The sequence below is a fragment of the Acinetobacter sp. G11 genome, from assembly GCF_049808495.1.
Classification (GTDB): domain Bacteria; phylum Pseudomonadota; class Gammaproteobacteria; order Pseudomonadales; family Moraxellaceae; genus Acinetobacter; species Acinetobacter kookii.
The window spans coordinates 1-21,269 of the sequence record NZ_JBNCAT010000039.1 but is presented as its reverse complement, the minus strand read 5'-3'; the positions used below and the strand labels follow the sequence as shown (position 1 = coordinate 21,269).

Sequence of the window (21,269 nt, the reverse complement as noted above, 5' to 3'; positions counted from 1 at the left end):
ATCACTCAACGTTTGAATCATCGCCCAAGAAAAAGACTCGGCTTTAAAAGTCCGAGTCAGGTATTATGGCAACAACATGGTGTTGCACTTCAAATGCTAATCTAAGAAATAAAAAAGCCCTAATTCAACAACTGGGCTTTTTCATGATGTTTTTCATTGCACTACTATTTTAATCACTCTTCATTTTGTAGTGACAATCCAAACTTCTTGAATATCTTGGCACGGCGTTTTGGATGAATATTGGCTTTATTTAAATCGCCCTTATAGTGGTCGAAAACGCGTTTATCCATCATTTTAAACCAGAGCGATGGAATTAAAGCCGGCAATAACATAGTGGCATATCCACTCGGCAATTCAGGTGCTTCATCAAAGTGACGTAAAGCCTGAAATGGACGTGTCGGATAGGCATGATGATCGGAATGACGCTGCAACTGGTACAAAAATAGGTTGGTCGTAATATTGTTATTGTTCCAGCTATGCTCAGGCATGGTCCGTGTATAAGTCCCATCTTCCTTTTTATCGCGCATCAAACCGTAATGTTCAATATAGTTAATAATTTCAAACAAACTGATTCCATAAAATGCCTGCGTGGCCAAATAAGGAATCACGTCTTTACCAAACAGCTTCAGCATGCTGGCATGGAAAGCGGCACTCATGGCCCAGCCTTGAAACAATTCATTTTCCTTACTAAAGAAAGATAAGCCTTTACGTTTCAAACGGTTTTTCTCAATTTCAATGGAGGATTTAATTCCACCAAATACCGTTCTTGGCCAAAACTCATAAAAAGTTTCACCCATTTTCGAAGAGGCTGGGTCTTCAGGCGTGGCCGCACGTTTATGGTGCCCATACGGATGTTCAACACGAAAGTGATTATAAAACAGCGGTGTTAATGTCGCATGGGCAAGATAATGATCCTTTTTATCCGGTCGGTGCGACAGCTCATGTGCGGTATTCACACCCACACCGTTAATCGCGCCCATGGAAATACCCAGCAGGATCTGGTCAATAAAAGAAGTTTCTTTACGGCTCACCACATAACCGGCAAAAAGGTTCGCCGCCATCTGCAAGGGAATAAACAATTTTACAATGCGGTCATAATACGGGTCTGCTACCAGTGACTTGATTTCTTCATCGCTAGGATTATTACTGTCATTGCCCACAATAGCATCAACAGTTGGAATAATCACATGCAGCAATAAGGGTCCCCCTAAAGCAAAGATTTTTTTCGTGGCTTTAGGACCAAACTGATAGCCCGCCAGAATTCCCATTCCGATCACCGGTAAACCTGGACTCAGCAGCCACCAGTAGCGTTTTTTATCGAGGGCTAAACCTGAAGCATTCGGCAGGGTCTGAATTGGAGTTTGATTTAAATTTACTGGTGCATTCATGTTGGCGACCTTCCCTATTTTTTGTTCTAACGTTATATTTCTAGAAATAGGTCCTCAAGAACAGTTGTAAACGTCCAAAAAAGCTATGCAAACGTCCTTGACATCAATAGCCAATATTTGACCTAGAAATACATACGGATATCAATCAAGGCTTTTTATAATTTTTATTAGATGATGACAGAATGATAAGACATGGATGCCTTAAGCAAAATTTTTGACGATATTCATCTGAATAAATCGGAATACATTTATTTAAAACCGCAAGGTCACTGGGCCTATGCATATCAGGAGCAGCATGCCATGATTGGCTATGTGGTTCTGGTGGGCACCCTCAACATCCAGTTTGAATCACAAAAATTGTTGCAGCTAGAAGCAGGAGATTTAATCCTGATCCCTTCAGGACCAAGCCATATTTGCCGCAGTGATAATAAGGAAAATTTGCTTGAGGCACTGAATATTAATGATTTTTTTGATAAAAGAAGGCAAGAAACCATCGAATTTGGCAGTTCCAGTGGTGAACCTGCACTGATTCTGGCCATTCGTTGTCATATTGATACCATTATGGCACGTCCTTTACTGAATGCCCTGCCCGACTACATCCATATTCAGCATATTACCGGCAGTACCGCCCCTGAATGGCTACAAATCGGATTACATTTTTTGGCCGTAGAAGCCTATCAAATTCAACCAGGCCGCGACAAAATTCTCGATCATCTGGTCAGTATTCTGTTTATTGAATGCGTACGCGATTATATTGCCCAGTTACAGGACTCCAATAACTGGCTACGGGCACTTTCCCATACCGAACTGGCCAATGCTTTAGCTGCGATTCACGGCAAACCGGAACAGGCCTGGACGGTAGAAAGTCTGGCTGAACAATGCTGCATGTCCCGTTCCAAGTTCGCCACCTTGTTTAGCAGCATAGTCGGTGAAACCCCGCTGGCTTATCTACAGCAATACCGTTTCCGTTTGGCATCGCAGCATTTACGTGAAGGACAATTATCCATACAGCAGATTGCCCATCGGGTCGGCTATTCTTCCGAAACAGCCTTTAGCCAAACCTTTAAACGCCTATTTGAATTAACCCCGAGTCAATATCGCCAGCAGTTCCATTAAGTTATGCCTGGTCAGCTGTACCTGCATTCAAAATATTTAGAATCGCCTGAACCGGATCTTCACTATTTCCCGAAAGCAGCTGCTTGTGCATGGTGATGTGCTGCATGGCCTGGATTTGTGCGGTTTCAACATTCATCAGTTTTTCAATTTCGGTAGCCAAATTTTCTGGTGTCGCATCATGCTGAATTAATTCCCGAATGACTTTTTTGCCCGCAATAATATTCGGCAAGGAATAATACGGAATCTTGATCAGGAACTTGACCAGATGATAGGTCAGCCAGTTCAGTTTATAAAAAGTCACCATCGGGCGATGTAACAGCATGGCTTCCAGTGTTGCCGTTCCCGAAGCCAGAGCCACAATATTGGAAGCATTCATTACCTGACGGCCGATTTTCGATTCTGTATCGGTATTTTCCAGCAAACAGACTTTAGCCACCAAATCAGCAGGATATTGTTGCAGCAATGCTTCAATCTGCTGTTTGCGTGCATCGTTAATCGCAGGAATCAGAAACACATATTCAGGGTGCTTTTGACTCACGATTTCGGCTGCATCAAGTACCAATGGACCCAATCTTTCAATTTCACCACGGCGGCTACCTGGTAACAGTGCAATATGTTTATGTTCCACATTCAAGCCCAGCTCCTGCTTGGCTTCAATCAGTGGATTCTGTAAAGGCAACTGGCTAGCCAATGGATGCCCGACAAAAGCAGCCGGTACATCAAATTTTTTATAAAAGGTTTTTTCAAAAGGAAATAAACACAGCACCAGATCAATACTGGCTTTAATGCCATGTACCCGCCCCTGACGCCATGCCCACACTGAAGGACTGACATATTGCACGGTTTTGATAGGCAGATTTTTCTGTTTCAGGCTTTTAGATAACCTTAAATTAAAGTCTGGCGCATCAATACCGACAAAGACATCCACCGGTTCTTTGCTCCAGATTTCAAGCAAGCCATCACGCACTGCAAAAAGTTTTTTAAGATCTTTTAAAACTTCTACAATGCCCATAACAGACAAAATATCCATCGGATAATAGCTTTTGAAACCTTCAGCAATCATCTGCGGACCACCGATGCCTTCAAATTCGGCATCTATGCCTTGCTCACGAAAACTACGGATCAGCTTAGCGCCCAGGGTATCGCCTGAAACCTCACCAACCACCATCCCAATTTTTAGTTTTCTATTTTGCAAGTGCGTTCCCCATACATCCTTCGGCTGAATAGTTCAATATTTTAGCATAGTCCTTTGGCTTTACATGACTAAGCATTGATCTCTTTAAACTATAGCAACGCAATCAATTTAATTGCCGTGTAGAGGAAAAATTTGCGTTCTATACATACTTGGCTTCAACAACAGGTTTTACAATTTTTTTAGACACAGTGGCGATAGGCAAATAAACATTTTCTTTTCAGCCTGATATTCTTCATGAATATTCAGTTCTTCATTCTTATCCCTTGTTTCAATATAGGTTTCCCGCTTAACTTAAAACCATAACGCTACAGCAGCCACCAGTTCTGGTTTTAAAGGCAAATCGCATCCTTTATATTCATGAAAAAATAGACTGCAAATTGTACCTATATGAATAGTTCCACTATAAAAAAGGCGATCGAAACTTTTTATGAAAATAGCATCCCATAACAATCACCCAGATATCGTCTAAGTTAAACTGCCATATAATCAACTTTCATTATTCCGATCTATATTTAAAGAATTCATATCCTACTGAATTTTCTATGTTTAATACTCTCCATGATACAAAAGCCCAAACACACCGAATAAGGTAAAAGAAGAAATATCCATCCTGCTTTATCTCTTTTTAGAATAAGCAAATCAATAATCAAGACAACGACTTATATGGAAAAGTCATAACATATGCACGTTTTTTGATATTTGGCATATAACCATGTTTGGTCCATTGGAATTTATTTTAGCGGGTGTTTTGGTCGGTTTCTGCGTGGGAATTACAGGTGTAGGTGGAGGTTCTTTAATGACTCCCATCCTGATTAGCCTGTTTCGAATCGAGCCGCACATAGCCATTGGCACCGACTTGCTGTATGCCGCAATTTCAAAATTCTGCGGGTCTCTGGTTCATGCAAAAAAAATGAATATTGTCTGGCCAATTGTAATCTGGCTTGCTGTAGGCAGTATTCCTGCCTCATTTGCAACGCATTGGGTACTAGAAAACTATCTTAGCCAATCCAGTAGCTACAAAGCTGTCTTGACCATGGTCCTGGGCTTTATGTTGACCCTGACCGGTGTTTCTATCGTGTTCCGCGGTCATATTGAACGCTTCTTTAACAAGCTGCGTAAAGATGTCCTTTTGGATATGACCCAGGATCTGGAAAAGGTCAATCTGCAAGCCAAAGACAAACGTGCTTATATCGTGATTATGGGCATTGTATTGGGTATATTCGTCACCTTATCTTCAGTCGGTGCTGGCGCATTCGGTATTATGGCACTTGTGCTGATGTTCCCGAATTTACCGATGATCCGTATTATCGGTTCCGATGTTGTGCATGCTGTATTGTTAACTTTGGTTGCAGGTCTTGGACACATGAGTTCCGGTAATGTCGATTTACACTTGCTTGGCTGGTTATTGGTCGGTTCCATTCCTGCAATTGTGGTGGGTACTTTAATTAGTTCTCGTCTGCCTGAGAAAATTATCCGCAAGATTCTGGGTATTACCTTATTTGCATTAGGCATGAATTTCATGCTGCACCCGGTCAAGGCAAAACCTGTTGCAAAACCGGCTACGGCGCAAGTGATCATTGTTGAAAAATCGGCGCTTGTTTAATTTAACTATACGATTCATCACTTTTTTTTGACCTATATATTGATCTTTTTTATAACATTGTGAACGTATATTCGTGTTATATTCGGGTTATGAAATAAACTTTTGTATGATCGAACCAGTGACGGCAATGAATACACTACAGTCAAAACCTATTACACAATCTGACATCGACGACGTGAATGTACAAAGCATTCAGCCTCTTGTGACTCCAGCTGAATTAAAAAAAGAGTTACCTCTGACTGAGCATGCCTATCAAACCGTCCTTAAAGGCCGTGAAACTATTCGCAATATCCTGGATGGTAAAGACAAACGCTTATTTGTCGTTATTGGTCCTTGCTCAATTCATGATACTGTCGCTGCGCACGAATATGCCGATCGTCTCAAAGTTTTAAGCGAAAAAGTGAAAGACAGCCTTTATATTGTCATGCGCGTTTATTTCGAAAAACCGCGTACCACAGTAGGCTGGAAAGGTCTGATTAATGACCCTGACATGAATGACTCTTTCAATATTGAAAAAGGTCTTCGTATTGGTCGTCAGCTTTTGGTTGAACTGAATGAAAAAGGATTGCCATGTGCCACTGAAGCACTCGATCCCAACTCACCACAATATTATCAAGACCTGATTTCATGGTCAGCGATTGGTGCACGTACCACTGAAAGCCAGACGCACCGTGAAATGTCTTCAGGTTTATCTTCTCCGGTAGGCTTTAAAAATGGTACCGATGGTGGCTTAACCGTAGCAACCAATGCCATGCAGTCGGTTAAACATGGCCATAGCTTCCTTGGCCTGAATGACCAAGGTCAGGTTTCGGTGATTCGTACCAGCGGTAACCCGTATGCACACGTGGTACTGCGTGGTGGTAATGGCAAGCCGAATTACGATGCAGGCTCTGTTGCAGAAGCTGAAAATGCCTTGGCTAAAGCCAAAGTCAGCAACAAGATCATGATTGATGCCAGCCATGCCAATTCCAACAAAGATCCGTACCTGCAACCACTGGTATTGAAAAACATTACTGAACAGATTCAGGATGGCAACAAGTCCATTGTTGGTATTATGGTTGAAAGTCATCTGAAAGGTGGTCGTCAGGATATTCCTGACAATCTGGATGATCTGGAATATGGCAAATCGGTGACTGACGGCTGTATCGATTGGGAAACCACTGAAAAAGCCCTGCTCGATATGCATGAAGCATTGAAAGACGTTTTACCAAATCGCTAAGAGATTTAAAACGCCATCTGAACAGATGGCGTTTCTACTTTAACCTTTGGAATTTTTTCTTATGAATGAAATTGAAAATGCCCTTAGCCATATTGAAAATTTCCAGTTTATTCACGAGCATCTATTCACTTCTGCTCAGCCTACGGCGGAACAGCTCAAGCTGATTAAAGAATATGGAATTACGACCATTGTAAATCTGGCATTGTCTGATGCCGAGCCGCATCTCGACCATGAAGATAAGATTTGTTTAGGTTTAGGCTTAAATTATATTAAGCTGCCCATTTCAGCAGAAACGCCTTCTGATGACCAGTGTTTACTGGTACTGGACCTGCTCAATCATTTAGTACAAGAACAGATGGTTTGGGTTCACTGTGCAACCAACCATCATGTCAGCAGCCTGATGTATTTATATCGTCAATATTATATGGATATGGACATACCTACGGCACAGGAGTTAATGCACAGTATTTGGGAACCGAATGAAACCTGGACCGGTTTAATCCATGCAGTAGCCTTACAACTGCAAGGTCGTAAAGCTACCCAGGAACTACAACAGTCGTTGAGCCAACCAGATCATTTTGCCTGATGTGAAATCAGTACTGTTGCCATCGATAGAATCCCTTCCTGACGTCCGGTAAACCCCAGTTTTTCGGTAGTCGTTGCCTTTACACTAATCTGGGTCACTTCTACATCGAGAACGTCTGCAATACTTTGGCGCATTTCCAGATTATGTTTGGCCAGCTTTGGCTGCTCACAGGCCACGGTAATATCTGCGTTATTCAATACATAGCCACGGTCTAGAATCAACTGGTAAACATGTTTCAGCAATACCCGGCTGTCTGCTCCCTTAAATTTTGCATCGGTATCGGGAAAATGCTGTCCAATATCGCCCAGAGCCAAAGCCCCTAACAAGGCATCACAGAGGGCATGCAATACCACATCACCATCCGAATGTGCTTTTAAGCCATGCGTATGCGGAATCTTGACCCCAGCCAGAGTAACAAAATCCCCTTCTTCAAAGGCATGTACATCCATTCCCTGACCAATTCGAATTTGTGCGACCACGTTAAGCATCCTTAAGAAATAAATAATTGAGATGTTGTATTCACGCTTTCTATTTCGCTATAGTTACAGCAGCGCAACATAGTGAAATTATAAGCGATCATGCTGGTGAATACCGATATTAATCTCATTAAAACATTAGGCACATTATTCAGTATTGGCTGTTTGTGCTCAACCATGGCATATGCTCAAGACATTGACTGTACAGGGCCTGATACAGCCTCAATGAAAAACATTTGCGCTGATAATTTTGCGGAATCGCGAGAAAAACTGAGTAATCACTATATCACGGCATTTTTGGTCAGCGATGCACCGGTTCGCTTACTGGAAGATACCCATCATTTATGGCTTAAACGTTTACAACTCTGTAAAAGTCTGGACTGTTATAAGCAGCAATTTGAAATACGCATTGAAGATCTGAATTTTTATACCTCATTAAACCAGAGTCTGACCAATCATTATTTAAAATTTGAATACGGTCAATTCGCCACTCAGCCTGTACATTTACAGGTGCACCAGCTCACCAAAGATAAAATTAAAATTGAAGGGATTGCCTACCGTAATCCAAACAATAAACTGGAAACACAAACGATCCCCTTTCTAGCCTATACCACGGCTGACCAGAAAAGTGAGATTGTCGATAACGAACATGATTGCAAATACCATTTCGATTTTAACAAGGCAATTTTATCGGTTACAACCAAGCAAAAAGGCTGTGAACGTTTTGCAGGTATATACCGGCTTTATGATTAAAAAGATTGAATTTAGTGCATAAAAAACAGAGGTGATTAGTCCTCTGTTTTTTTATTCAAATCTTAAAATTATTCTAACTACATCACCAAGTGATTTTTACACTTTAGAGTTCATTTATCACAATATCTCAAACAGGATGCTGCGACGCGACTTGCTGACTAATCATCACCGCTGTCGCTGCAGACAAAGTCCAGCCCAAATGGCCATGACCGGTATTATAAAAAACCCGTTCACGGCGACCGCGACTGACCATCGGCATCATGTTGGGCATCATCGGACGTAAACCTGCCCAAGGGACGACATTTTCAGTGGTAATATTAAAGTTTTTATTCACCCAATCTGTTAGCGGTTGAATACGGTCGGCACGGATATCCCGGTTATAACCATTAAATTCTGCCGTTCCGGCTACACGCAGACGATCTGCACCTAAGCGTGAAGTCACAATCTTTGCACTTTCATCCAGCAAACTGACCCACGGCGCATTTCTGACACTTTCTTCATCATTCAGATGCAGCGTAATCGAGTAGCCTTTTACAGGATAGACATTGACCCGATCACCCAGTAAATTTGCCAAATGATAGCTTCCCACACCGCCACAGACCACTACAGCATCGGCTTCTAAGGATTCCACAACAGCTGCATCTAAATGCATATTTTCATTGCTGGCATGGTAAAGCACGGTGACACCTTTTTTATGGTGTTTTACATCGGTGACTTCCATCCCAAACAGGTATTTCACCCCATATTTTTCAGAGGCTTCAGCCAGACCTTTGGTAAATTTATGGATATCACCTGTCGCATCCCCAGGACAATAAAAACCGCCGTAATATTCACCTTTCAGGCTTGGCTCGATGGCTTTGATGTCTGCAGGAGTAACTGCTATTCTTTCCAGCCCTCCCGTGGTCAATAAATCATTTACTTTGGTGGCGATCTCATAATCCAGCTTGCTGTGGTAAAAATGCAGAATGCCGCGTTTTTCAAGATCAAACTGAATATGTTCTTTTTCAGCAACAGCAAATAAATGCTCACGCGCTAAAAGTGCCATTTTAACAGTATCGCGCGTATTGGCTTCATAATGTTTGATATTGCCGACGAATTCCATCAACCAACTATATTTATGCAAATCGAAAGATGGGTTGAGTAATAATGGTGCATTTTTATTCGCCATCCACTTGATACCTTTCAGTACGGTGGCTTTTTGATTCCAGACTTCCGCATTACAGGCGGAAAGTTGTCCGCCATTGGCAAATGAAGTTTCCATGGCAGGATACAAATGCTTATCCAGAACCGTGACTTTATAACCTAAATTGGCGAGTTCATAGGCCGTGGTAACTCCGGTAATGCCTGATCCAATCACAACGATATGACACATAGCACACTCCTTGGAAATGTAGATTTACATTTCTATGCGCCCCATCTGTCATTTTTACCTGAGAGCTTCGATCATCTCGTTATTATCCATAACGTCGACCATCCCCTTCGGTGAGCATATATTTTGCTATGCTTCTCTCCAGATTTTTGAAATTATTACAGTCCTTTTGCCTGAGAGTTTCCGGGGTCGTTGCTCCTTCGGCGTGTTCACAGAAGAACATCTCTCCTGCAATAATTTGCTTCTATTAATATGAGCAATTTTTATACCATGCGCGAGCACTAAATTCATTTATTTGTTAAGCACTGTTATCACAATAAAGATTAATATTATTTTCAAATACTTATATTTAAAAATTTCATTTAATGATTCAGCTTAAACTCTTATATCTACAAGATGCACTGTTTTGAGTGTTTCACCTATCCCAATTTTAGCACCGGTTTTGACATCTGTTGTAATTGCAGATCAATCAAGGGCTGCCCTACATTGGCGTCAATCGGATAAGACTCAACACATGCTGTTTTTGAATAGCCACAGCGTTCATAATATTGAATCAGCTCTGTTCTTACATGCAGTACATACATTTCATACTGCTGGAATGCCGGAAAGATTTCTAAAGCTTTCCTTTCAGCATGGGCTAGCATCTGCTTTCCCATGCCCTGATTTTGCCAAGCTGAAGCTACACAAAAAGTACCTATTTCGACACTATTTTGTAGAAAAGTTAAGCCGATACATGACACTAAAACCGATTCTAAATCCTCGACCATTTCAGCTATAAATAGACAAAAATTCTCTTGTGCCAAGGTTTGCTTTAGCTGCTGGGCATTAATCCTGTCTCCAATGACAATATGCTGCTCATTGGTCCAACTGCGACCAGTATTTGTGCGATAAGCCTGATTGATCAATACAACAAGCGTTTCAATATCATTGGCATTTGCCAATCTATATTTTAATGCTTTCATTTTTTTCTAAACATTTCTGTTTCGTAGAAACGATCATAAATAATAGCTAAAAAATCAAGCAATAAAAAACCAGACTTGGCGTCTGGTTTTTTAGGGGATCACAAAAGCTCTTCACTTAGGCTCAATTGGAGCAAACGGTGCAACTACATCGGCATTTTGTGCACGATGGCGCATAAAATGGTCCATAAGTACAATGGCAAACATCGCCTCAGCAATTGGCGTTGCACGCACACCTACACACGGATCATGACGGCCTTTGGTCAACACGTCCGTATCTTCACGCTGAATGTTAATGGTTTTACCTGGAGTAGTGATACTTGCAGTCGGTTTCAATGCAATCGCAACACGAATGGTTTGACCACTTGAGATTCCGCCCAGAATACCACCGGCATGATTGGCCAGGAATCCATCTGTGGTTAATTCATCACGCGATTCATGACCAAACTGTTCGGCAACCGCAAAACCGTCACCAATTTCCACGCCTTTCACCGCATTGATGCTCATCATGGCATGGGCAATATCCGCATCTAAACGATCGAATACCGGCTCGCCCCAACCTACAGGAACATTCTCGGCCAGAATTTCCAGCTTCGCACCGCAGCTGGTACCTTGTTCACGTAATGAAGTCACTAAAGCTTCAAAACGTGGCACGGCATCGATATCACCGCAGAAAAACGGATTGTTTAGAACTTCATTCCAGTCCAGTTTTTCGGTTTTTTCAGTACCGATTTGCGTCACATGACCACGAATCACGATACCAAACTTTTCAGCCAGATATTTTTTCGCAATTGCTCCCGCAGCTACACGCATTGCTGTTTCACGCGCACTTGAGCGGCCACCGCCACGATAATCGCGGAAACCATACTTTTGCGTATAGGTATAATCAGCATGCCCCGGACGGAAAGTTTGCGCGATATTGCCGTAATCTTTCGATTTCTGGTCGGTATTACGAATCAACAAACCAATCGATGTACCTGTGGTTTTACCTTCAAAAACACCGGAAATGATTTCGACTTCATCCGGCTCTTTACGCTGAGTTGCAAACTTGGAAGTGCCCGGTTTGCGGCGGTCCAAATCTTTTTGTAAATCGGCTTCAGTCAGTTCAATCCCGGGCGGCACACCATCGACAATTGCCATCAGGCCAACGCCATGAGATTCTCCGCAAGTCGTTACACGGAACAGTTGTCCAATACTATTACCTGCCATGTTCACAACTCCTTATGCTTGAACAGATTGTACAAATAAATCACGGTATTTACGGCACTGCGCTGCTGTTAAAGCAAAAATGCCTGAACCGCCATTCTGGAAAGTGAGCCAATGGAAATCCACAGTATTAAAATTCTGTTTCATCGCCCATTCCGAATTGCCCACTTCAATGACAATCAAACCATCTTCAGTCAAATAATCTGCCGCTTGTGCCAGCATTTTACGCACCAGATCCAGACCGTCCTGACCGGCTGCAAGTGCCAGTTCTGGTTCATGCAAGAATTCAGCAGGCAAATCTGCCATGTCCTCTGCATCGACATAGGGAGGATTGGATACGATTAAATCGTATTGATTTTCGGCAGGAATTTTGGCGAATAAGTCAGATTCCATCAAGGCAACCTGATATTGCATGTTGTGATGTTCAGCGTTAATCGAGGCCACTTCCAAAGCTTCTTTGGAAATATCGGTCGCATCCACTTCAGATTCCGGGAATGCATAAGCCAGAGCAATTGCAATACAGCCTGAACCGGTACACATATCTAAAATGCGACGCGGTGTTTGTGGATGCTCATTTTCTGGAAGATTGTTCAAGGCTTCACGCATCTGACCATGTTCATCCAGACAGTAAGGTGCAAAACGCTGATTGATCAATTCAGCAATCGGTGAACGTGGAATCAGTACACGCTCGTCAACATAGAACGGTTTACCACAGAAATAAGCCAGATTTAATAAATAAGAGGTTGGCACTTTTTCATTGATACGACGCTCCAGCAAGCTGATAAATTCTGCTTTTTCGCTTGGCAACAATTTCGCATCTAAAATTTCCGGGTTGGCATTCCAGTCCAATGCCAGTGTTTGCAGGACTAAAGCCGAACTTTCAGCAAAAAAATCTTCTGTACCTTGACCTAAGTGTGCATCGTATTGACGTAGAGCTGAAACACCAAAACGGATAAAATCGCGAATTGTGCTTAGGTTTTCAGCGGCTTCCTGTAAATGTTCAGGGCTAATAGTCAGTTGATCCACTTAAGGCATCTCCAAGGTCAATTTTAAAACGCCTTATGATACCTTGTTTTGCGGGGTTTTATAATGTTTCGACCAGATTAAAAACAAATATCTATGGCGAATTTATTTGGTGTGGTAATAGTGAGTACGCTCCATTGTCATTTCGAGTACACACTTGGATTGTTTGACGGCCATATAGGCAGAAGTTACTTTTAAATAGCATTTTTGATCCACACGGTTAAGCCAAAGTTTATGCTGTTGCTCGATACTAGTTTGATTAACCACATTCTTATTTATATAGCCCTTATAAGCTTTATTTAAAATTTTTTCCTGATTTTTCAGTTCTTTGTCGACACATTTTTTGACTGTTTCAATTTCACCATAAGAAGTGTTTAGACATTTATTATATTCGTCAGAATAGCCTTGAGCTAAAACTGAATTTGACCAGAAAGCAGCCAGACTCAGCATCACTGATATTGCCAATCGCATAATATTCCCCTGTCTGAAAAGACTTAATATCAAATACTATTATTGTGTTTATCCCTTGATACTACATCAATCATGTGCAAATTCCTATAAGCTTAGCCTTTATGACCTCAGCTCCAATAACAAATTCATTCAAATTGAATATTGAATCTGACTAAAATATCCCCATATATTTTCAATTCTTTTTCTACATATTTTTATTGTTATGAGCTACAAACACAATAATTTAATGGCAATGCGTGAAAACTACTGGAATGATACCGTTTCAGCACAGGTACAGAAGGAAAAAAAATTCTTTCAACACACTTTACTTGAACACGCCATTCATAGCAGCCCATCCGAGGATGATGCAAAATATCTGTTTTTTAGTTTTCCAAGCATCATTATTGTTAAAGGTTATGCGCTTGGTTTTCAGCATGACAGGGTTCAAGCCATGATTTTTAAACATATTCAGGACAATAAAAAATTGTTACAGCAGAAAGGCGATATTAAAATTCAATTTCGGATGTAAATCTCAGCTCATCCCTGAGCAGCAGGTTGTCTGCCCTATCCCTATCTTTAATCCTGATAAATCTCATCGGGAGTCTCTGATCAAAGCGCAGGTGTCACTTGAATTATATTTTTGTCTAAGTACTACCGTGACACTTTTCATGGAAAATAAATGAAATATTAAACATATTTACTCTCCATTCAGCACATTGAACTTTTTTAATACGTGAATAAACGGTAATATCCGCTACAATTAAATATTCTGCGACTTGCTGATTAAGGATTTTGTTTAATGTCAGATCAGAACGATAAGCTTAAACAACTCAAAACTTCTTCCATGGATCGACGCTTATCTATCGCTAAAGCCTCCTTACTCGCAGGAACGCGCTGGGCTGCATCGAGTGCAACCACCCTATTTTCAAGCGAAGCAGAAAAAGAAAAGAAACGTAAAAAAGCCATGAAAGAACAAGCCGATTATCTTGTTTCTGAAATTGGTAAATTAAAAGGTTCGATTGTAAAAATCGGGCAAATGATGGCCCTGTATGGCGAACATTTTTTACCTGAAGAAATCACTCAGGCTTTAAATACCTTAAACAATCAGACCGTTGCACTTGCCTGGCCGGCCATCAAGCAACAACTCGAACAGCAGCTCGGCGCCAAGCTGCATGATTTGACCGTAGACCGTGAACCTTTGGGAACCGCCTCTTTAGCCCAGGTACACCGCGCCACACGCAATTCGGATGGTTTGGAAATCGTATTAAAAATCCAGTATCCGGGCGTGGCAGATGCCATTGATTCAGACATGAGCTTGTTTAAAAACATGCTCAAACTGACCCGTATGGTGCCGCAAACCCGTGAATTTGATCAGTGGTTCGATGAAGTTCGTGAAATGATGCATCGTGAAGTCAATTATGAAATTGAAGCCGCGACCACTCGCCGTTTTGCGAACCGTTTAAAAGATGATCCTCGTTATATCGTCCCGCAAATTGTGGATGAGTATTGTACCGATCAAGTGCTGTGCATGACTTTTGAGCGTGGCGTGCCGATCAACAGCCCGGTGATGCTCTCTCTTCCTCAAGAACGTCGCAACCAGTTAGGCGAAGCCTCTCTCGAGATTGCGGTTCGTGAAATTTTTGAATGGGGCGAAATGCAAACCGATCCAAACTTTGGCAATTATCTGGTTCGTTTGGGAGATGGCGCAAAAACTCAAGACAAGATTGTATTGCTGGATTTCGGGGCAATTCGCCAGTTTGATGAACATTTGCTGAAAGTCGCCCGCAACCTGATTAAAGCCGGTTATGATCATAATATCGATGAAATGGTTCATGCCATGACTGGCTATGAATTTTTTGATTCCATTCCGCAAAGCATCAAGCCAGATATGGCTAAAGTGTTTTTATTGGCCACCGAAGCCTTTAGTAGCATAATGAATAATCCAGACTTGCCCGAAGGCGTAATGGATCAAAATCAGCGCTATGACTGGAAAAAAAGCCAACTTCATAGCCGTGTCATGCAACGTGCTTCCAAATCGATGGCATCGCGTTATTTCAGTGTACCCCCTAAAGAGTTTATGTTTATTAGCCGTAAATTCATTGGTGCGTATACCTTCATGACCGTCATTGATGCAAAAACCAATGTACGGAAAATGGTGGCGAATTTTCTATAAGCTGTGCACAGACTAGAATGATCTCTTGTCATTCTAGTCAATTTTTATTTTTCACCCCAAGCTTAACTTATAATAAAATACATAATATTCAATTATTTAATCAAATTTAAACTTCATTTTAACCGTTCATCCAAGTCAATTTTAATTGTCAGGGATGACATAGTCATTTCCATATTCACATGTCAGCATAAAAAATATAAAGAATCAAAAACCAATGGATGACAAAAATGACCAATATGGTAAATAAGGCTCAAGGACTTGGGCTATCCCTCATTACCAGAATTGCCGGTAGCGAGGTACTTGATCAACTCAAACTGCGCAAATTTCTGGAAAAATCTCTCTATCAAAGCTCAAAAATGGGTTTTAAAACTTTAAGTAAAACCCAAAAAGTTTTTAAAGCCAGTTCCGGAGTCAGCAAGCAACGTTTACCCAATCAGCAGAAATCACTCTTTGATTTGAGCCTGACTGAAGAACAGCAAATGAGCTGTGATGCGATGGAGCAGTTTGCATCCGAAGTGCTTTATCCACTGGCAGCTGAGGCAGACAATAACGAACAATTTCCAGCAATACTTTGGCAACATGCTGCTGATTTAGGCCTCAACTATTACGCACTTCCTGAAGCATTGGGTGGTGTAGCTGCTGAAAAGAATATTTTAAGCAATATTTTAATTGCCGAACATTTAGCCGAAGGCGATTTCAGCTTAAGCGCAGGCCTGCTGTCCACCTTCAGTGTGATTAACGCCATTACCCAATGGGGTTCCGAACCAGTTCAAGCGACTTACTTATCCAGCTTTGCAGATGATGCCGAGATACACGCTACCTTTGCCATCCAGGAAGCCACGCCTGCCTTTAACCCACTGAAACTAAAAACCAAAGCCAGTTCCGCTAATGGAAAATACTATATTAATGGCGAAAAAACCTTGGTGATTTTGGGTGAAATTGCAGATCTGTTTCTGGTCAATGCTGAACTCAATGGATCGCCAGAAGTGTTTATTGTTAAACGTGATAGCAGTATTACGGCTCAAAAAAGTCCGGCTATGGGTCTAAAGGCAACCGAAACCGTTAGCTTAAAATTCCATAATACACCTGCTGAATTGTTAGGTGATGATGACTTTGATTATCTTGCATTTTTAGATCTGGGGAACTTGATGTGGTGTGCCATGGCGGTTGGCACATGTGAAGCCGTCAAAGCTTACTGCATTCAATATGCCAATGAACGTACTGCATTTGGTGAGCCTATTTCACATCGCCAAAGTATCGCCTTTATGATTGCGGATATGGCCATTGAAATTGATGCCATGCGCATGCTGATTTTGAATGCGGCCAGTCTGGCTGAAGCAGGAAAACCCTTTCATCGTGAGGCTTATCTCGCACGTCTACTGTGTGCTGAAAAATCCATGAAAATTGGTAGTGATGGTGTGCAAATTCTGGGTGGCCATGGCTTTACCAAAGAACATCCCGTTGAGCGCTGGTATCGCGATTTACGTGCTACAGCAATTTTGCATTCAGGCTTACATGCTTAATCTATCAGACAAGGAATTATGCAGATGAATTTACAAAATCCTAAAAAGTTTAAGATGCTGATAGATCAAGCACATGAATCAGCTTTAAATGTACTACGTCCCATTTCACGAAAATATGACAAAGCCGAACACAGCTATCCCAAGGAACTCGACATGTTCGCCTCACTCATTGATGGCATGAATGATGGTGGCGAAGGCATCAATGCCGGTGCTGCAGTGGGCAAGCGTGGCAATACAGATTCAGGCAACAAAAATGGCGTCAATATGTCCACTGTACTTGGCGTGATCGAGATGTGCTATGGAGATACTGGCCTATTGCTCAGTATGCCGCGTCAAGGCTTGGGAAACTCTGCCATTGCCGCTGTCGCGAATGATGAACAGCTAGAACGCTTTAAAGGCACATGGGCGGCCATGGCCATTACGGAACCCGGTTGCGGTTCAGACTCGGCAGCCATTCGAACCACAGCAACCAAAGATGGCAATGACTACATCCTCAATGGTGAAAAAATTTTCGTCACCTCGGGTGAGCGTGCCGATGCTGTAGTGGTCTGGGCAACATTAGACAAGAAACTCGGCCGGGCTGCCATTAAATCCTTTGTCGTTCCAAAAGGAACACCCGGCATGAAAGTAGAGCGCCTGGAGCATAAACTTGGCATCAAAGCCTCTGATACCGCTGTCATCAGCTTTATTGACTGCCGCGTGCCTGCAGAAAATCTGTTGGGACATGCTGAAATTGATGTCGCCAAAGGTTTTGCTGGCGTCATGGAAACTTTTGACAATACTCGCCCACTGGTCGCAGCGATGGCAGTCGGATGTGCCAAGGCATCCCTGGAAAGAATTAAGTTAATTTTCAAAGATCAATTAGATGAAAATTACCAGACACCCTATTTACAGACATCACATCTTGCCGCGCTGATTTACCGAATGGAAGCGGAATGGGAAGCGGCACGTTTACTCACCATGAAGGCGGCCTGGATGGCTGACAACAAAAAGCCAAACTCACGAGAGGCCTCCATTTCTAAAGCCAAGGCAGGTCGAATCTGTAATGAAATCACCTTGAAATGCGTAGAGCTTGCAGCAAGCGTGGGATATAATGAAGAGGAATTGTTAGAAAAATGGGCACGTGACTCAAAAATTCTTGATATTTTTGAAGGTACTCAGCAAATTCAGCAACTGATTATCGCACGACGTGAATTAGCTAAGAGTTCAAGTGAATTAAAATAAGTTTTTAACAGGTTTAATGCATAAACACCTTGCAAGAGATGGATTTTTTGTTATAAGAATCCATCTCTTCTTTTAAATTCCTTCATTTTAACTTTATGTACCAAATTCGACCTATTCAACCCGAAGATAATACTGATATTGCACAGGTTATTCGCGAAGTTTCTAAAGAATTTGGACTCGCTCCCGAATCTGGTTTTGCAGTTGCCGATCCCGTTTTAGATGATTTATATACAGTTTACCAACAAGCAAATGCACAATACTGGGTAATTGAAAATCAACAGGGCAAAATTCTGGGTGGCGGTGGCTTATCACCTTTAAAGGGCGACCCTACAATTTTAGAAATTCAAAAAATGTATTTTTTGCCTGAAGTCCGAGGCTTAGGCTTTGCCAAACAACTTTTAGAAAAAGCCTTTCAGTTTGCACAACTGCAAGGTTTTCAATCATGTTACCTGGAAACAACCAATGAACTATGGCAAGCAGTAAAACTCTATGAAAAATTAGGTTTTCAATATTTAGAGCAACCTAGAGGCAACACTGGCCATAGCCATGCCTGCAAAATCTGGATGGAAAAGCAATTATAATCGGTCTTATTTTATTGTTTTATCCATTTAACCATTAGAGGTTCTTGCGATTGAATTGACGCCTTGTTGTCTATTTTTACCTACACTGAAAGTATTGATTAACTTCTACAGCATATCGAGTCATAAATTTATGCTAAAACCATCAGGAAACAGAAAGTTCCCTAATAAAAAGAATAAACGATCTAAGCAGGAAGCTAAAACAGAAGTTAATCACCCTCATAAAATAAAATAGGCCTCATCCAGCTATGAGGCTTATTTTTTGACATTTTCAAACCTTAACAAGAATAAGCCAAAAATTGTACAGCTTGATTGAGTCGCTTTGTTAATGTCAAAGTTTACCTAAATGATTCAGGATCATTAACATGACTAAAAAAGCATTATTCATAACTTCCAATGTCGGTGTTGAACAAGATGAACTGATCAAACCTCTTGAATTTCTACAATCTAAAGGAATTGAAGTGATTCATGCTGCAGAAGAACAAAAAGACGTCCAAACTGTTAAGAGTGATAAAGAACATGCCATGGCTTACACTCCGCAAACAACTTTGGCTAAAGTTTCTCCAGAAGATTATGATATTTTAGTCATCCCAGGAGGGACAGTAAATGCTGATACTCTCCGTTTGAATGAAGATGCCCATAAAATTATTCAGCACTTTACCGACAATGCCAAACCGGTTGCAGCTATTTGTCATGGCCCCTGGGCCTTAATTAATGCACAGCGGATTAAAGATAAAAATTTAACCTCTTATAAAAGTATTCGCTTAGATTTGGAAAATGCGGGTGCCAAGTGGGTAGATGAAGAAATACATCGATGCAATACCAATAATTGGCCGTTGATCACATCACGATCTCCAGATGATATTCCTGCATTTAATCAGGCCATTTTGCAAGAACTGGATCATTAAAAAACATTTTTTAATAAATATATTTAGGTGAAAAGTCCCATTCAAATAATGGGACAATGTATTCATTGTTTAAATAATTGAATTATTTTTAATTATAATTTAAGAGCCTGACCATATTTATCCAGTTGATCGAATCCATCAAAATGGGGGTGCTTGACTCATCCTATTTAGCCCACTAGCATAGCTGCAATAAAATTTCACTTTGGGTTTTGAACTTTGTTTTTTACACAGTATTTCTCAGATTTATCGTCAAAAAAATCAAACTATCATTTATATACATTTAAATCTGTAGCTATCATTATGACTACATTAGCTTTTGCTGGATGTTCTTCTAGCCACTCAGTTGTTAAACGGTCTGCAAAATTGTCAACAGGTATTCAAAAAGCCTATTCAGTAGCACCAGACACGGCCAACCGTGTTTCTCCTATGATTATTCAGAGTGCTGATAAATATAATGTGGATCCAATATTATTGGCCGCCGTGATTCGCCAAGAATCAAGCTATAGAAACTCTGTGATTTCACCTGCTGGAGCTGTCGGATTAACTCAAGTCATTCCACGTTATTGGCAACAGACTTGCCCAGGTGATCTGATTGAAGAATATAATAATATCAATTGCGGTACTTATATTTTAGCCTCCTACAACAGTAAAGCCGGGAGTTGGCCAAAGGCTTTAGCTTATTATAATGTAGGTCCTACGGGTTATAACTCCAATAGTAAGATGAAAAAACAAGGGGAAAAATATGCAGAACAAGTTAAACAACATCAAGAAACACTAAAAGATGCCTTATAAATTTAGCCTAAAATTTTCCATTTAATGAGAGAAGTTTTTAGGTTAAGTTATTTTCAGACTTTTAATAAAGTCTGAAAATTACGATCAATATAATATGATTCAGCGTCATTATGATAAATAAAAACTTCACCATAATGCTTATCACCAAATAAAGCTCCACTTTTTTTTCAAATATTTTCCAGAGTAAATAACTAGCTTAAAATTTTCATATCAATTGAACCTATTGTCTGAAGCTCATAATAATTACGCTCTATTAGCAATTCGACATTCATGTATGAAACTATATCTGGTACAGAGCAGTCAGGTTTATTGGCTTTTAAAATCTAATGCTTCTCAAGCATTAGAGCAACTTCTTCAACCCAAGGGACTCTCTACACGACAAATCCATAAAGATATAATGAATGGCTTTATGCCTATCCACATTCTGTTCAAATCCTTTTTTAAATTCCAAAAAATTTACTGATAAGATTTTTTCTTATCGTTTTTAACTTTTACTCCCTTATATTCTTTTTAAATCTTTTTTCATTATTTCTTTTATCGATAATAAGTTTCCCACTCATAATAAATTTTAGTTTTTTTATAATTCCCACGCATAAAAAAGCCCCCTGCTTATGCAGGGGGCTTTTGTAATAATGAGCTGGCGATGACTTACTCTCACATGGGTAATCCCACACTACCATCAGCGCTAAGAGGTTTCACTTCTGAGTTCGGGAAGGGATCAGGTGGTT

At 40.9% G+C, this 21,269-nt stretch carries 20 protein-coding genes, 1 rRNA gene, 2 pseudogenes and 1 riboswitch; of the genes and pseudogenes, 13 read left to right on the top strand and 10 right to left on the bottom strand.

What is annotated here, in order from left to right; genetic code table 11:
- Positions 1–105 (top strand): annotated as a pseudogene (locus ACPUEY_RS12435) (IS30 family transposase); the annotation flags it as partial.
- 68 nt (positions 106–173) lie between these two features.
- On the opposite strand, the gene ACPUEY_RS12430 reads toward ACPUEY_RS12435, so the two are convergent.
- Positions 174–1,388: an alkane 1-monooxygenase gene (locus ACPUEY_RS12430; RefSeq protein ID WP_092819684.1), complete on the bottom strand. Its 1,215-nt coding sequence runs from the start codon at positions 1,386–1,388 to the stop codon at positions 174–176.
- Between the two features lie 192 nt (positions 1,389–1,580).
- Between ACPUEY_RS12430 and ACPUEY_RS12425 the strand changes: the two genes are divergently transcribed.
- Positions 1,581–2,504 (top strand): helix-turn-helix domain-containing protein, encoded by a 924-nt coding sequence (locus tag ACPUEY_RS12425; protein WP_425122273.1) that lies wholly within the window; start codon positions 1,581–1,583, stop codon positions 2,502–2,504.
- A gap of 1 nt (position 2,505) precedes the next feature.
- Here the strand turns inward: ACPUEY_RS12425 and lpxB are convergent, their stop codons facing one another.
- Positions 2,506–3,699, bottom strand: coding sequence for a lipid-A-disaccharide synthase (lpxB, locus tag ACPUEY_RS12420; RefSeq protein WP_425122272.1), 1,194 nt, complete (start codon positions 3,697–3,699; stop codon positions 2,506–2,508).
- Between the two features lie 712 nt (positions 3,700–4,411).
- Here lpxB and ACPUEY_RS12415 point away from each other — a divergent pair.
- The 3 genes from ACPUEY_RS12415 to ACPUEY_RS12405 all read left to right on the top strand — a co-directional run bounded on the left by ACPUEY_RS12415 (position 4,412) and on the right by ACPUEY_RS12405 (position 7,107).
- Entirely contained in the window at positions 4,412–5,302 is an 891-nt protein-coding gene (locus ACPUEY_RS12415; protein WP_261181964.1) for a sulfite exporter TauE/SafE family protein, read from the top strand.
- A gap of 127 nt (positions 5,303–5,429) precedes the next feature.
- Positions 5,430–6,521 carry a 3-deoxy-7-phosphoheptulonate synthase gene (locus tag ACPUEY_RS12410; RefSeq protein WP_131272825.1) on the top strand — a complete coding sequence of 364 codons (1,092 nt, stop codon included), beginning with the start codon at positions 5,430–5,432 and terminating at the stop codon, positions 6,519–6,521.
- 61 nt (positions 6,522–6,582) lie between these two features.
- Positions 6,583–7,107: a protein tyrosine phosphatase family protein gene (locus ACPUEY_RS12405; protein ID WP_425122271.1), complete on the top strand. Its 525-nt coding sequence runs from the start codon at positions 6,583–6,585 to the stop codon at positions 7,105–7,107.
- Here ACPUEY_RS12405 and ispF read toward each other — a convergent pair.
- On the bottom strand, positions 7,095–7,586 hold the full coding sequence (gene ispF, locus ACPUEY_RS12400) for a 2-C-methyl-D-erythritol 2,4-cyclodiphosphate synthase (RefSeq protein WP_425122270.1): 492 nt from the start codon (positions 7,584–7,586) through the stop codon (positions 7,095–7,097). The genes ACPUEY_RS12405 and ispF overlap by 13 nt on opposite strands.
- A 99-nt stretch (positions 7,587–7,685) precedes the next feature.
- Here ispF and ACPUEY_RS12395 point away from each other — a divergent pair, with 99 nt between their 5' ends.
- Positions 7,686–8,336 (top strand): A1S_1983 family putative colistin resistance protein, encoded by a 651-nt coding sequence (locus tag ACPUEY_RS12395; RefSeq protein WP_425122269.1) that lies wholly within the window; start codon positions 7,686–7,688, stop codon positions 8,334–8,336.
- Positions 8,337–8,463: 127 nt separating this feature from the next.
- Here ACPUEY_RS12395 and ACPUEY_RS12390 read toward each other — a convergent pair whose 3' ends face one another.
- The 5 genes from ACPUEY_RS12390 to ACPUEY_RS12370 form a co-directional block, all read right to left on the bottom strand.
- Entirely contained in the window at positions 8,464–9,708 is a 1,245-nt protein-coding gene (locus ACPUEY_RS12390) for a D-amino acid dehydrogenase (protein ID WP_425122268.1), read from the bottom strand.
- 148 nt (positions 9,709–9,856) lie between these two features.
- A riboswitch (glycine riboswitch) is annotated at positions 9,857–9,946 on the bottom strand.
- A gap of 178 nt (positions 9,947–10,124) precedes the next feature.
- On the bottom strand, positions 10,125–10,667 hold the full coding sequence (locus tag ACPUEY_RS12385) for a GNAT family N-acetyltransferase (RefSeq protein ID WP_425122267.1): 543 nt from the start codon (positions 10,665–10,667) through the stop codon (positions 10,125–10,127).
- 111 nt (positions 10,668–10,778) lie between these two features.
- Positions 10,779–11,873: a chorismate synthase gene (gene aroC / locus ACPUEY_RS12380; RefSeq protein WP_425122266.1), complete on the bottom strand. Its 1,095-nt coding sequence runs from the start codon at positions 11,871–11,873 to the stop codon at positions 10,779–10,781.
- Between the two features lie 12 nt (positions 11,874–11,885).
- Positions 11,886–12,896 carry a 50S ribosomal protein L3 N(5)-glutamine methyltransferase gene (gene prmB / locus ACPUEY_RS12375; protein ID WP_425122265.1) on the bottom strand — a complete coding sequence of 337 codons (1,011 nt, stop codon included), beginning with the start codon at positions 12,894–12,896 and terminating at the stop codon, positions 11,886–11,888.
- A gap of 102 nt (positions 12,897–12,998) precedes the next feature.
- Positions 12,999–13,364, bottom strand: coding sequence for a lysozyme inhibitor LprI family protein (locus ACPUEY_RS12370; RefSeq protein ID WP_425122264.1), 366 nt, complete (start codon positions 13,362–13,364; stop codon positions 12,999–13,001).
- 202 nt (positions 13,365–13,566) lie between these two features.
- Between ACPUEY_RS12370 and ACPUEY_RS12365 the strand changes: the two genes are divergently transcribed.
- The 7 genes from ACPUEY_RS12365 to ACPUEY_RS12335 all read left to right on the top strand — a co-directional run bounded on the left by ACPUEY_RS12365 (position 13,567) and on the right by ACPUEY_RS12335 (position 20,541).
- Positions 13,567–13,872, top strand: a complete 306-nt coding sequence (locus ACPUEY_RS12365) for a hypothetical protein (RefSeq protein ID WP_425122263.1) — start codon at positions 13,567–13,569, stop codon at positions 13,870–13,872.
- 270 nt (positions 13,873–14,142) lie between these two features.
- A complete protein-coding gene (locus ACPUEY_RS12360; RefSeq protein ID WP_425122262.1) occupies positions 14,143–15,516 on the top strand; it encodes an ABC1 kinase family protein in 1,374 nt (457 codons plus the stop codon).
- Positions 15,517–15,752: 236 nt separating this feature from the next.
- Positions 15,753–17,039 carry an acyl-CoA dehydrogenase family protein gene (locus tag ACPUEY_RS12355; protein WP_425122274.1) on the top strand — a complete coding sequence of 429 codons (1,287 nt, stop codon included), beginning with the start codon at positions 15,753–15,755 and terminating at the stop codon, positions 17,037–17,039.
- Positions 17,040–17,063: 24 nt separating this feature from the next.
- A complete protein-coding gene (locus ACPUEY_RS12350; RefSeq protein WP_425122261.1) occupies positions 17,064–18,263 on the top strand; it encodes an acyl-CoA dehydrogenase family protein in 1,200 nt (399 codons plus the stop codon).
- A gap of 95 nt (positions 18,264–18,358) precedes the next feature.
- A complete protein-coding gene (locus ACPUEY_RS12345; protein ID WP_425122260.1) occupies positions 18,359–18,844 on the top strand; it encodes a GNAT family N-acetyltransferase in 486 nt (161 codons plus the stop codon).
- Positions 18,845–19,206: 362 nt separating this feature from the next.
- The gene (locus ACPUEY_RS12340; RefSeq protein ID WP_425122259.1) at positions 19,207–19,749 is read left to right on the top strand and encodes a type 1 glutamine amidotransferase domain-containing protein; all 543 of its coding nucleotides are present in this window, start codon (positions 19,207–19,209) and stop codon (positions 19,747–19,749) included.
- Positions 19,750–19,965: 216 nt separating this feature from the next.
- Positions 19,966–20,541 (top strand): lytic transglycosylase domain-containing protein, encoded by a 576-nt coding sequence (locus ACPUEY_RS12335; RefSeq protein WP_425122258.1) that lies wholly within the window; start codon positions 19,966–19,968, stop codon positions 20,539–20,541.
- 53 nt (positions 20,542–20,594) lie between these two features.
- On the opposite strand, the pseudogene ACPUEY_RS12330 reads toward ACPUEY_RS12335, so the two are convergent.
- Together ACPUEY_RS12330 and rrf are read right to left on the bottom strand one after the other, a co-directional pair.
- Positions 20,595–20,696 (bottom strand): annotated as a pseudogene (locus ACPUEY_RS12330) (DUF4256 domain-containing protein); the annotation flags it as partial.
- 480 nt (positions 20,697–21,176) lie between these two features.
- Positions 21,177–21,269: ribosomal RNA gene (gene rrf, locus ACPUEY_RS12325) — 5S ribosomal RNA — on the bottom strand; the annotation flags it as partial.